Source organism: Sphingopyxis sp. DBS4 (genome assembly GCF_024628865.1).
Lineage (GTDB): Bacteria > Pseudomonadota > Alphaproteobacteria > Sphingomonadales > Sphingomonadaceae > Sphingopyxis.
This window is the reverse complement of record NZ_CP102384.1, coordinates 289874-302762: the sequence shown is the minus strand read 5'-3', so window position 1 is coordinate 302762 and position 12889 is coordinate 289874. Positions and strand designations below refer to the sequence as shown.

The following is a 12889-nucleotide window of genomic DNA, read 5'->3' as shown; positions in this document are numbered from 1 at the left end:
GGCTGTCTCCTCTTCCTTCGTCGCGGCGATCATGCCGCAACGAAGCGAAGAGTCCACCCCGCTCAGATTTTCCCCAGCGTCTCCCTGCGCGGCCCCATATAGCCGAAGAGATAGGCGGCGACCTTGCGCATCTGGATTTCCTCCGCCCCCTCGGTGATCCGATAGCGGCGATGGTGGCGATAGATATGCTCGAACGGCTTGTGCCGCGAATAGCCGATGCCGCCGTGCACCTGCATCGCGCGGTCGGCGGCTTCGCAGACGAGGCGGTTCGCCCAGTAGTTGCACATGCTGACCTTGTCCGACAGCGTGCGCTCGATCTCCTTGTGCGGGGTGTTGTCCATGTCCCACGCGGTCTTGCGGATCAGCAGGCGCAGCATTTCGGCCTGCGTCGCGAGTTCGACGAGCGGGAACTGGATCGCCTGATTCTTCGCCAGCGCCTCGCCGAAAGGCTTCCTCTCCCGCGCGTAGCGCACGCTTTCCTCGATGCAATAAACCGCGGCGCCGAGCGAGCTTGCCGCCTGGCGGATGCGATTCTGGTGGACGAAGCTCTGCGCGATCGACAGGCCGCCATCGACCGGCCCCAGCCGCGCGCTGTCGGGCACCCAGACGTCGGTGAAGGTCATACGCGGATGGTCGGTCGGCATGTTGAAAGTCCACATATATTCGTCGACCGTCATGCCCGGCGTGCCCGTCGGCACGAGCAGGCAGGTGATGCCCTTCGCATCGCCGTCCTCGCCCGCGGTGCGGCAGAAGGCGGCGCAATGCGTCGCGACATGCATCCCGGTGATCCACATCTTGCGCCCGTTGATCAGCCAGCCGTCAACGCCATCCCGCGTCTCGCGCACCGCGCGCGTTTCCATATGTGTCGCATCGCTGCCGTGATCGGGCTCGGTGAGGCCGAAGGCGGTGCGGCGCTTGCCCTCGAAGCCGCCGAGGATGAACTCCTGCTTCTGTTCCTCGCTCGTCGCGAACTGCTCGAACATCGCGACGAAGGGGAAATTGCCGACAATGCTATGCTCGTTCTGGAGGTCGTTGTGGAGGCCGAGGCCCTTCGCCGCGAAATGCTCGCGGATCACCGCCATCCACAGGTTCGACCCGTCCTTGCCGCCATATTTCTTCGGCGCCGAAAAACGCCAGTGCCCCGCCGCGTCGGCCTTGCGCGTCGCCTGCTTCAAAAGCTGTTCCCACTCGTGGCGCGGCAGCCCCTGATTGTCCCAGTCGGTGCGGCTATGCTCGCGGCGGTGATCGAAGAAGCGGATATTGTCGTCAGCCAGTTCGAGCGGCCTGATCTCGGCTTCGATGAAGGCGTCGAGTTCGTCCAGATAGGCCTGCAAGTCGGCGGGCATCGCAAAATCCATCTCTCTCTCCCTATGATCTATCCGCGCCATTCGGCGGTCGCCGCGGCGAGCGCGGCATATTTGGGGCTGTCGACCGCGCATTTGTCGAGCACCGCGCGGCGCAGCGTCGCGAGCAGGCCAGGCTCGGCGAGCGTCGTCTTCCCCGACATCAGCGCCTCAGCCAGCCCCCGGTCCTCGGCGCGGGTTCCGGCGCCCAGATCGCGCATCACGATGCCGAGTGCATTCATCGCGACGACCGCCTCGAACTTGGCGTGACCTTCGGCTTTTGGCTTGATCGCGCTCTCGATCCAGGCGCGCACCGCCTGCACCATCTCGCGGCTCGTCGGCTCGCCCGTCGGCGCCGGCGCGGGATCGGAGGACGGCGGCAAGGCGCGCTGCCGTTCCGCTTCGGGCGCCTCTTCCTCAAGCAGCCGAACAAGATCGAGTTCCTGCTCGGCGGTGCGCCGCCCGACGACGACGCGCTCGACCGTCGTGTCGGCGCCGCTGCGCCACGCCTGCCCCATCTGGAGGCAGCCGAGCGCCCACCACAGGGTGCGATAGACGAGCCAATATTTGAACCGCGCTGGATCGACCCTGATGCCGCCCGCGGCTTCATAGGCCGCGAAATAATCGGCGAGACTGCCGACGCCGAACGCCGGCTTGTCGAGCTGGCCGAAGCGCCAGACGGTCATGCAGCCGAAGGCGAGATCCTCGTGCGCGTCGCCCAGATGCGCGAGTTCCCAGTCGAGGACGACGGCCAGCCCGTCGCCATCGACCATGACATTGCCCATCCGGTAGTCGCCGTGGACCAGCACCGGCTCGGCGGGTTCGGGCAGATGATCCTCGCACCATTTGACCGCGAGCGCGATCGCCGGGCGGTCGCCGCCATAGGAGAGAAAGCGCGCCTTGAGTTCGGCGAGCGCCGCGGCGGTGTCCATCACCGGAATGCCTTCGGGAATCGCGGCGCGCGGCAAGGCATGGATATGCGCGAGTTCGCGGCCGAGGTCGGCGACGAGCGAGGTCGGCGGATTCGGCAATATCTTCGCAGGAGCGACCTCGGCGATGACCCGGCGCATCACATAGCCGGTTCCCATGCCGTCGCCATCGGCCAGCACACCGACGACCTCGGGCGCCTTGACCCCGCCCGCATGGGCCGCCCGTACCAGCGCCGCCTCGACCGGATGGCCATAGGGCCGCCCTTCCATATATTCGGCCGACGGCGCGCGGCGCAGCACATAGGCCGCCCCCGCCCAGTCGAACGCCCAGCTTTCCATGTTCGCCCCGCCCGACAGGCGGGCGAGCCGCGACAGCGTGCCGGGTCCGGCAAGGCGCGTCATGAAGGCGGAAAGCGGTTCGGAGAGGTCGGCCATTACTTAACCATGCTAAGTATTTCCGGAGGCCGCAAGTCCCATTGCATTGGGGGTCTCGGTCAGGGGATCACAAAGCGCACGCTGCTGAGATAATAGGCCTTCATGGGCTTGCCATCGGCATCGAGCGCGGGCTCGAAGCGAGCGCGCTGCATCAGCAACTGGCACACCGTCTTGTCGAAGCCGTCGGGATCGGTCGATTGCTGGATGTGGCACGACAGCGGCTTCCCGTCCTCACCGATCGTCAGCCGGAAATAGATGAGCCCCTGCTTTCCTTTGTTGAGCATGCCGAGCGGATAATCATCGGGCCCAATCCAGTATGCCGGCGATCCGCGCGGTACAGCGCGGCGCGACTGAGCCTTGGCCTGCTTGGGATCGACACCCCAATGCGTCACGAGTTCGTCGGTGCAGGCCCGCATCGCGTCGAGCGCCTGCTTCATCGGCCCGGTATGCAGGATCAGCGGGCGATGCAGCGGGCGATCGAAGCGAACCTGCGTGGTCGCGGCTTCGTCGGCTTCCGAAATCGGCGCGATCTGCGTCGAGTCGGCCAGTCCTTCTTCCGCGACCTGGGCCGCAACCTGCGCCCGCTGCGCCTCTGTAAGCGGGCGGATGCGCGCATTGCCGGCGAAAATCCACGCCGGCGTCTTCTCGCCGAGTTTTCCTGAGAAGAAACGGACCGTCTGCTCGTCCCAACCCGGTCCAAATTGCACATGGGCCTCGCCACCGGACTTCGCCGCGTTGGTCGCCGCGCCGGCCAGCGTCAAGCGAAAGGAATCGCCCGGCGCATAGCGATCCATTATCAGGATGGTCCGCTGCTCTCCCTCGCCAAAGATGCGCCCCAGCCGACAATAATCCTCGGCGTAGTCCATGTTCCACGGCGACGACGGTTCGAGCACGACCGGCTCATCCTTGTCCGCGGCAACCAGCGGTGCGCTGCTCAACAGCAGTCCCGCGCCAACGACCCATCCCCCCGTCTTCATGGACATAGGCTAAGGCGTCCGCGCCCCGAAGGCAAGCGGCCGCTCAGCCGGCGCGTTCGCGGCCCCGCTCCATCACCGCCAGCCGTCGCGCCTCGACCTCTTCGGCGCGCACGGTGCCGTTCGCGGCCTTTGAGCGCTGCTGTTCGAGCGCGAGACCCGTAGCGAAAGGCAGCGCATAGCCGTCGTCGATCAGCTTCTTATAACCCCGCACCATCGCCGGATCGATGCTGGCGATATCGCGCGCGAGCGCCTGCGCCGCGGGAAGCAGCTCGTCGGGCGCGACGACGCGGTTCACCAAACCCCAGTCGCGCGCCGCCTCGGCACCCAGGAAATTGCCGGTCAGCGACAATTCCTTCGCGCGGCCGAGCCCGACGATGCGCGACAATTTCTGCGACAGGCCCCAGCCCGGCATGATGCCGACGCGCGCATGGGTGTCAGCGAAGCGCGCATGGGTAGAGGCGATCAACAGGTCGCAGGCGAGCGCGACCTCGAACCCGCCGGTGATCGCGACGCCGTTGATCGCGCCGATCACCGGCTGCGGACACAGCTCGATCGCCCGCACCGGATTTTCGTCGGCCCCCTCGGCATTGGCGGCGCCGAGGTTGCTGGTGTCGGCGCCAAGTTCCTTGAGGTCGAGTCCCGCGGTGAAAGCGCGCGTTCCCGCCCCGGTCAGCACGATCGCGCGGACGCTTTCGTCGGCAGCAAGCCCCCGCATCGCCGCCGCCAGTTCGGCACGCAGCGCGCGCGACAGCGCGTTCATCGCCTCCGGGCGGTTGAGGGTAACGGTGGCGACGGGACCGTCGCGGGCGATGAGAACCAGGGTCATCGGTCGATTTCTCCCCAGGATATATAATCCTCGACATGAATATTGGGTCGGCGGAAATTGGTGAAGCTCATGCTCGCCGACAGATCGAGCGCCTCGACCTGATGCCACCATCCGACGGGCAGGAATATGGCCTCGCCGGGGCCGATGATCGTTTCGAGGACGGGCGGCGTCGCCGCGTCGCCTTCGCCCGCAGGCAGCGGCGCATTGCCCCAATCCGAAAAGCAATGCCGGCTGTTCCGCATCCGCGCGAAAGCCCAGGGCGGCGCCATCCGCACCCGCTTGCGCCCGAAAACCTGCACTAGCAGATTGTTGGTGAGATCGTGGTGCCACGGCGTCAGCGTGCCTTTCGGTCCCAGCCAGAAAAAGCCGTCCCGATCCCCACGCGCTTCGAGCAGGTCGATCGGCGCCAGATCCTCCCACAGGATCGCGAGCGCCGCTGCGTTGGTGCCGCTGTTATAGGCCGTCAGATAGATGTCGTTGCTCGCTTCGCCCTTGCGCAGCCAGCCGATCAGTTCGCCGAAGCGGACGAGGCGGCGGTGATCATCCTTTGCGAGCTCATAATCGGAATCGCCGTCGCGCCCGACCTGCGCTTCGACCGTGGCATGGCCCGCGACACGCTCGAAATGATCGAGCGACCAGCGCGCCAGCGCCGGCCAATGATCGACGACGCCGGTGAGTTTCGCGGGCCGGTTGGCGTCGTAATATTGGCGGTAGAAGAGGCCCGGCGCGGGCTTGTCGAGCATGGCGAGCGCGAAGCCCCCATCCGCCTCGAACGCCAGCCGCTGCTGATTCGCGAGCAGCCAGTCCTGCTTCGCCATTCGCGCGGCCTGCCGGCGCAGCATCGCCGCCATCGGGTCTTTCGCCAGCCGGTCGATCTCATATTTCGCCGAGGCGGCCGACACGCCGGCGTCGCGCAACCGGGTGCCGAGCGCGGCATCATCCTCGCCGACGGCAAGTCCCGCGGCCAGCAATGCGCGTTTGTCGGGCTGGGACATCGGGCCTCCTCGCTCTCTTGCTTCCGGTTAGCGGAAGGAGCCGCTTCGCCTCAAGCGCCGATCGATGACAGAAGGATGACGCGCTCCAAATGAAAACGGCCGCGGGATCGCCCGCGGCCGTTTCCGAATCATGGCCGAAAGGCTCAGATCTTGCCGGTCAGTTCCGGCACGGCATTGAACAGATCGGCGACGAGGCCGAGGTCGGCGACCTGAAAGATCGGCGCGTCTTCGTCCTTGTTGATCGCGACGATGGTCTTGCTGTCCTTCATGCCGGCGAGGTGCTGGATCGCGCCCGAGATGCCGATCGCGAAATAGACTTCCGGCGCGACGATCTTGCCGGTCTGGCCGACCTGATAGTCGTTGGGGACATAGCCCGCATCGACCGCAGCGCGCGAAGCACCGAGCGCGGCGCCGAGCTTGTCGGCAAGCGGAACGATGACTTCCTGATATTTCTCGCTCGAACCCAGCGCACGGCCGCCCGAGACGATGATCTTCGCCGAGGTGAGCTCGGGGCGATCCTGCTTCGCGATCTCGGCGCCAACGAAGCTGGAGATTCCGGCGTCGCCACCCGCCGGGACGGCTTCGACGGCGCCCGAACCGCCGGTGCTGGCGGCCTTTTCGAAAGCGGTGCCGCGGATGGTCAGGACCAGCTTCGCGTCCGAGCTTTCGACGGTCGCGATCGCGTTGCCGGCGTAGATCGGGCGGGTGAAGGTCTTGGGCCCCTCGACCGACAGGATTTCCGAAATCTGCATCACGTCGAGCAGCGCGGCGACGCGCGGCGCGATGTTCTTGCCGGTCGTGGTGGCGGGCACGACGAACGCGTCATGGCTTGCCATCAGTTCGGCGACGAGCGGCGCGATATTTTCGGGCAGATTGTGACCGAAGGCAGCGTTGTCGGCGACATGCACCTTGCCGACACCGGCGATTTCCGACGCGGCCTTGGCGACGCCATCGACGCCAGCCCCGGCGACGAGAAGGTGGACTTCGCCGAGCTTCGAGGCGGCGGTCACCGCAGCGAGCGTGGCATCCTTGACGGCGCTACCGTCATGTTCGACCCAAACGAGCGTTTTCATGAATGCACTCCCATCGCCTTCAGCTTGGCAACCAGTTCATCGACATCGGCGACCTTGACGCCGGCCGAGCGGACGGGCGGCTCCGACACCTTGACCGTCTTGACGCGCGGCGCCGTGTCGACGCCATAATCGGCGGGCGACTTGGTATCGAGCGGCTTCGACTTCGCCTTCATGATGTTCGGCAGGCTCGCATAGCGCGGCTCGTTGAGGCGAAGATCGGTGGTAACGATCGCGGGAAGCTTGAGCTTCACCGTCTCGAGGCCGCCGTCGACTTCGCGCGTGACGCTCACATGGTCGCCATCGACGTTCACCGCGCTGGCGAAGGTGCCCTGCGCCCAGCCGGTCAATGCGGCGAGCATCTGGCCGGTCTGGTTGTTGTCGCCGTCGATCGCCTGCTTGCCGAGGATGACAAGGCCGGGCTGTTCGGCATCGGCGATCGCCTTGAAGATCTTCGCGAGCGCGAGCGGTTCGACCTCATCGTCGGTCTGCACGAGAATGGCGCGGTCGGCGCCCATCGCAAGCGCGGTGCGCAGCGTTTCCTGCGCCTTTGCCGGGCCGACGGATACGGCGACGATCTCGGTCGCGACGCCTTTTTCCTTCAGGCGGATCGCTTCTTCGACACCGATCTCGTCGAACGGGTTCATCGACATTTTGACATTCGCCAGGTCAACGCCCGTGCCGTCGGCCTTGACCCGCGGCTTGACGTTGTAATCGAGCACCCGCTTCACGGGGACGAGGATTTTCATGGGCTCAAAGCTCCTCTCGAAAAATTGTGCACTGCGCCATAATTGGCGTTTACGTAAACGTCAACCTTGCAGTCCCCACGAACCCCTTCTCCCTTGACGGGAGAAGGATAGGGAGCCTTATCGCCGTAGGCGATTAGGCGGACTTGGATGAGGGTGAGCGGAGCTATGCTCCGCGCGAGCCTACGGCTCGCATACCCCTCACCCAGCTTCGACTAGCGAGCAAGCTCGCAAGTCTCCGCAACCCTCTCCCGCAAGGGGAGAGGGGGTGGAACTTCACGCCGCCTTGGCGACCTCGGCAACGATCTTCTTCGCCGCGTCGCCCAGATCATTGGCGGCAACGATCGGCAGGCCCGAGTTCGCGAGAATGTCCTTGCCCTGCTGGACGTTCGTGCCTTCGAGGCGGACGACGAGCGGGACCGAGAGATTCACTTCCTTCGCCGCGGCGACGATGCCGTCGGCGATGATGTCGCACTTCATGATGCCGCCGAAGATATTGACCAGGATGCCCTCGACCGCCGGGTCCTTCAGGATGATCTTGAACGCCGCGGTGACCTTCTCCTTGCTGGCGCCGCCGCCGACGTCGAGGAAGTTCGCCGGGAAAGCGCCATTGAGCTTGATGATGTCCATCGTCGCCATCGCGAGGCCGGCGCCGTTGACCATGCAGCCGATGTTGCCGTCGAGCTTGATGTAGGCGAGGTCATATTCCGACGCCTCGACCTCGGCCGGGTCTTCCTCGGTCAGGTCGCGGAGGTCGGCGATATCCTTGTGGCGGAACATCGCATTGCCGTCGAAGCCGAGCTTGGCGTCGAGGACGAGCAGTTCGTCGCCGTTCGCGCCTTCGCAGACCGCGAGCGGGTTGATCTCGATCTGCTCGGCGTCGGTCGCGAGGAAAGCGTTGTAGAGCCCCGCGAGCGTCTTCGCCGCCTGCTTCGCGAGATCGCCTTCGAGTTCAAGCGCCGCGGCGACGCTGCGGCCGTGGTGCGGCATCAGGCCGGTCGCGGGGTCGATGACGATGGTGTGGATCTTGTCGGGCGTGTTGTGCGCGACGGTTTCGATGTCCATCCCGCCCTCGGTCGAGGCGACCACCGCGATGCGGCTGGTGGCGCGGTCGACGAGCAGCGCGAGATAATATTCCTTTTTGATGTCGGCGCCGTCGGTGATGTAGAGGCGATTGACCTGCTTGCCATGCTCGCCGGTCTGGATCGTCACCAGCGTGTTGCCGAGCATGTCCTTGGCCGCGGCCTCGACTTCCTCGAGCGTCTTGGCGAGGCGGACGCCGCCCTTGGCGTCGGGACCGAGCTCCTTGAACTTGCCCTTGCCGCGGCCGCCGGCGTGGATCTGCGCCTTCACGACATAGAGCGGCCCGGGAAGCTGCTTCGCCGCCGCGACGGCTTCCTCGACGCTCATCGCGGCAATGCCCTTGGGCACCGCGACGCCAAATTTCGCGAGCAGTTCTTTCGCCTGATATTCGTGGATGTTCATGAGGTCTGCCGGGCCTTTCGACTCTGGAAGGGGAGAAGAATGGCGCCGCATAAGCACAAGTTGCGCGGCAAGGCTACCCCTGCCGCGACAAGAGATTCTATCGAAGGAAGCCGATCACCTTGCTCTTTGTCATCCCGGCGAAGGCCGGGATCTCTCCCTCCCGTCATAACGCCCCGGCGAGATCCTGGCGTTCGCCGGGATGACGATGACGGGAAGCATGAACGAAGGTGTTAGCGCAGCGCGCAAAGCGCGGCGGAGCTTGTCGAAACCGTCAATATCTCGGGATCCTTGAGAGCGCGGACCTTGTGGAGGAACTGGTCGAGCGACAGATCGGTGATCCTTTTGTCCCTGAGGCTGCCGAGCGCCGAGAGGCGGCGGAGCTGGACGAGCGACAGGCGGTCGACCATCCGCTCGGCCATGCACGCCGACATCGCCTGCGACAGGCCGGCATTGTGGAGGCCGTTGCGGAGCCGCGTCTCGGGCGTCGCGCAGCTTGCGAGCGCGAGGCATCCGGCGATCAGGGGGAAAGCGATACAGGTCTTCATGCGCCGCCTATAATCGAAAGCGGCAAGACCACAAACCCCGCAGGACGCCCCTATCGCCCGTGGAATTCGGCGACCGCGCCCGACACCGCCTGCATCAGCGCCATGCGCTGCGGAATCGACGCGGTCGTGGTGCCCAGCATCACGACGATCGCATAGCGGGTGCCGTCGGGCGCGGTGGCGATGCCGATGTCATTATAGCCCGCGGTCATGCCGTTGAGATCCTGGCCGGTGCCGGTCTTGTGGAGGAATTGCCAGCCGGCGGGCAGGCCGGCCTTCAGCCGCTGCGGCCCGCTGTGCGTCCGCGTCATCACGCCGAGCAGATAGTCGGTCGATTCGGGCGACAGCAAGGTGCCGCGCGCAAGGCGGGTCAGCGCGCTCGCGATCGCCGCGGGGCTCGCGCCGTCGATCGGGTCGGCGAGATATTTGTCCATCGCCGCCTGGCGCGTCGCCATCGGAAGCGCCGCGCGCGCGGTCTGGAAGTTGCGGCCGAGCGAATAGCTCTGCTGCCAGGTCAGCCCCGCGGTCGCGCTTTGCAGCAGCCGTTCGCCGGGGCCGAAACGGATCGATCCCAGATCCTTCTTCGCGATGAAAGCGCGCACCGCACCCGGGCCACCGACGGTGCGCAGCAGGCTGTCGTTCGCCAGATTGTCGCTGTGCGTGATCGCGGTCTCGATGAGGTCGCGCACGCTCATCGTCACGCTGCCTTCCGAGCGCACGCGCGCGGCGAGCGGCTGGTGAAAGACCACCAGATCCTCGGGCCCGATGCGCACTTTCTGATCGAGGCTGATCCGGCCGCCGTCGACCGCGTCGAGGACGCTCATCGCGACCCACAGCTTCGATACGCTCTGTTGGGGGAAGAGGTCGGTGCCGCGCTGCGCGATCGCCCATTCGCCGTCGATGCGCTGGACCGCGATGCCGGTCTTGCCGGGAAAGGCGCGCCAGAGCGAAGCAATACGATCATTGAGGCCCGGCGCGGGACGGCGGAAGCCGGGGTCGAGCGTGCCGCGCGGCGGCGGCGCCGACGAGCGCACCGGCTCCCCGATCGGAACGGTGACCGCGCCCGGAGCGTGGGGCGCGGGCTGCGCCTGGCGCGGCGGCGGCGGCACCAGCGCCGCGCCGCTGACGCATCCTGCGAGCAACGTCGCGCCGATCGTCATGCCGAGCAGCGACCTGCCCGAAAACCGTAACTTCATTCCAACCCCGCGGCTGCGACCGTCTATATTGTCCCGACCCTTTTGGCCGCCCCCCTGCTCCCGCAGCCACAGGCGGCGGGCCAGCGATTTGCGACGAACGATTCCGCAGGCGCGATGAGCGGCGGGGCGGCAGCGATCAGGGGACGGGAGTCTGGCGGACGAGGCCCGGAAACAGCCGCTTCAGCGCCGCGAGCTTGGGCGCGTCCCAGCGGACGATATAGGGATTCGCAGGGTGGAGCCGCATGAAATTCTGGTGATAGGATTCGGCCGGATAAAAGCGCTTATAGGCTTCGATCGGGACGACGAGCCGCTTGGTATAATAGCCGCCCTTGCCGATCTGCGCGAGATAGGCGGTCGCGACCTGCCGCTGGGCCGCATCCATCGGCACGATCGCGGCGCGATATTGAGATCCGGCGTCGGGGCCCTGACGATTCTTCAGCGTCGGGTCGGCAACGACAGAGAACAGCACGCGCAGCAAGGTTCCATAGCTGACCTTGGTGGGATCATAGACGATCCGCACCGCCTCGGCATGGCCCGAGCTGCCGTCGTGGGTCAGTTCGTATTTCGCCGTCGCCGCGCTGCCGCCATGATAGCCCGCTTCGACCGAGATCACGCCCTTGACGTTGGAAAAGACGCCCTCGACGCCCCAGAAGCAGCCCCCGGCGAGCACCGCTGTGGCGCGCTTCGCGTTCACCGCGGGGTCATAGGCGGCGGCGGGCAGCTTGACGACATTCTCGGCCTGCGCGGGCGCGCATTGCGCGAGAAGCGGCGCCGCGAGCAACGCGGCGAACGCGCGCCGCATCGGCATTATAAGGGAAGCGCGAGCCCCGGATGCTGGAGCATCACGATCAGCCCGCCGATGGCGAAGCCGGCGAGCATGGTCGGAAACCAGTCGGAGCGGATCAGGGTGAGCATGGGAGCCTCGTGTCATGTTTATCGTTTCGCGGGCGATGCCGCCCTGGTTACACCGAACGATATGGCGCGCCCCTTGCCGCCGCGCAGTGATGGCGATCACCTATAGAGACGAGGGCTTACCGAAGGGTGAACCGGATGGTTGTGCAAGGTTCAGCTTCTCCCCTCCCGCGTGCGGGAGGGGAGACAGAGTCAGCTCAGCGCCGCGCAGGCCTGCTGGATGCGCACGCACGCTTCCTTGAGCGCCGCTTCGGATGTCGCATAGGAAACACGGAAGGCCGGCGACAGACCGAAAGCCCCCCCATGCACCGCCGCGACGCGCGCCGCGTCGAGGAAATAGTCGATCAGCATCTCGTCATTCTCGATGACGTGACCCGAAGGGGTCTTCTTGCCGATGCAGCCGCTCGCGTCGGGATAGACATAGAAGGCGCCGTCGGGGACCGGGCACGATAAGCCGGGCGCGTCGTTGAGCATCGCGACGACCATATCGCGACGCTTTTTGAACGCGGCGTTGCGGTCGTCGAGAAACTGCTGCGGCCCGCCGAGCGCCGCCGCCGCCGCCGCCTGCGCGATCGAGCAGGGGTTCGAGGTCGACTGCGACTGGAGCTTGCCCATCGCCTTGATGATCCAGGCAGGACCGCCGGCATAGCCGATGCGCCAGCCGGTCATCGCATAAGCCTTCGAACAGCCGTTCACAGTCAGGATGCGATCGGCGAGGTCCGGGCAGCGCTGCGCGAGCGTCGAGAAGGCGAAATCGGCGTACCAGACATGCTCGTACATATCGTCGGTCATTACCATCACATGGCTGTGACGGCGGATCACCTCGCCGATCGCGTCGATCTCCTCCGGCGCGTAAGCAGCGCCCGACGGGTTGGACGGCGAGTTGAACATCACCCAGCGCGTCTTCTTCGTGATCGCCTGGTCGAGCTGCGCCGGGGTGATCTTGTAATTCTGCGCCGCCGTTCCCTCGACGATCACGGGCGTGCCCCCGCAGAAAGCGACGATGTCGGGATAGCTCACCCAATAGGGCGCCGGGATGATCACCTCGTCGCCCGCATCGACCGTCGCGACGAGCGCGTTGAAGAGCGTGTGCTTGCCGCCGACGTTGACCGTGATCTGGTCGAGGCCGTAGTCGAGGCCGTTGTCGCGGCGGAACTTGCCGCGGATCGCTTCCTTGAGCGCGATCGTGCCGTCGACCAGCGTATATTTGGTCTGGCCGTTGCGGATCGCCTCGATCGCCGCTTCCTTGACGAAATCGGGGGTGTCGAAATCGGGCTCACCCGCCGAAAGGCCGATCACATCGACGCCTTCGGCCTTCAGCTTGGTCACGCGCGCGGTCATCGCGAGCGTCGCCGAGGGCTGGATGCGGTTCAAGGCAGCGGATGTATGCGGCTTCAGCGACATGGAAAGGCGGTCCTTCGCGAGCAAATGGA

The 12889-nt window shown here is 65.9% G+C and carries 12 protein-coding genes; all 12 read right to left on the bottom strand.

What is annotated here, in order from left to right; all coding sequences use genetic code 11:
- Positions 1–62: 62 nt before the first annotated feature.
- Entirely contained in the window at positions 63–1358 is a 1296-nt protein-coding gene (locus NP825_RS01385; RefSeq protein ID WP_257547800.1) for an acyl-CoA dehydrogenase family protein, read from the bottom strand.
- A gap of 17 nt (positions 1359–1375) precedes the next feature.
- The gene (locus tag NP825_RS01380; protein ID WP_257547799.1) at positions 1376–2707 is read right to left on the bottom strand and encodes a phosphotransferase family protein; all 1332 of its coding nucleotides are present in this window, start codon (positions 2705–2707) and stop codon (positions 1376–1378) included.
- Positions 2708–2766: 59 nt separating this feature from the next.
- Positions 2767–3684: an energy transducer TonB gene (locus NP825_RS01375; protein WP_257547798.1), complete on the bottom strand. Its 918-nt coding sequence runs from the start codon at positions 3682–3684 to the stop codon at positions 2767–2769.
- 43 nt (positions 3685–3727) lie between these two features.
- Positions 3728–4510, bottom strand: a complete 783-nt coding sequence (locus NP825_RS01370) for an enoyl-CoA hydratase (RefSeq protein WP_257547797.1) — start codon at positions 4508–4510, stop codon at positions 3728–3730.
- Positions 4507–5505, bottom strand: coding sequence for a cupin-like domain-containing protein (locus tag NP825_RS01365; protein ID WP_257547796.1), 999 nt, complete (start codon positions 5503–5505; stop codon positions 4507–4509). The genes NP825_RS01370 and NP825_RS01365 overlap by 4 nt, the downstream gene beginning before the upstream one ends.
- Positions 5506–5648: 143 nt before the next feature.
- Positions 5649–6578, bottom strand: coding sequence for an electron transfer flavoprotein subunit alpha/FixB family protein (locus NP825_RS01360; RefSeq protein WP_257547795.1), 930 nt, complete (start codon positions 6576–6578; stop codon positions 5649–5651).
- Entirely contained in the window at positions 6575–7324 is a 750-nt protein-coding gene (locus NP825_RS01355; protein ID WP_257547794.1) for an electron transfer flavoprotein subunit beta/FixA family protein, read from the bottom strand. Before NP825_RS01355 ends, NP825_RS01360 begins: the two co-directional genes overlap by 4 nt.
- A gap of 273 nt (positions 7325–7597) precedes the next feature.
- Positions 7598–8806, bottom strand: a complete 1209-nt coding sequence (sucC, locus tag NP825_RS01350) for an ADP-forming succinate--CoA ligase subunit beta (RefSeq protein ID WP_257547793.1) — start codon at positions 8804–8806, stop codon at positions 7598–7600.
- Between the two features lie 230 nt (positions 8807–9036).
- Positions 9037–9351: a hypothetical protein gene (locus tag NP825_RS01345; RefSeq protein WP_257547792.1), complete on the bottom strand. Its 315-nt coding sequence runs from the start codon at positions 9349–9351 to the stop codon at positions 9037–9039.
- Positions 9352–9401: 50 nt separating this feature from the next.
- Positions 9402–10544, bottom strand: coding sequence for a class A beta-lactamase (gene bla / locus NP825_RS01340; protein ID WP_257547791.1), 1143 nt, complete (start codon positions 10542–10544; stop codon positions 9402–9404).
- A gap of 136 nt (positions 10545–10680) precedes the next feature.
- Complete coding sequence (gene msrA / locus NP825_RS01335) at positions 10681–11346, bottom strand: peptide-methionine (S)-S-oxide reductase MsrA (RefSeq protein WP_257551244.1); 666 nt, start codon at positions 11344–11346, stop codon at positions 10681–10683.
- A gap of 302 nt (positions 11347–11648) precedes the next feature.
- Positions 11649–12860 carry a pyridoxal phosphate-dependent aminotransferase gene (locus tag NP825_RS01330; RefSeq protein ID WP_257547790.1) on the bottom strand — a complete coding sequence of 404 codons (1212 nt, stop codon included), beginning with the start codon at positions 12858–12860 and terminating at the stop codon, positions 11649–11651.
- Between the last annotated feature and the right edge of the window lie 29 nt (positions 12861–12889).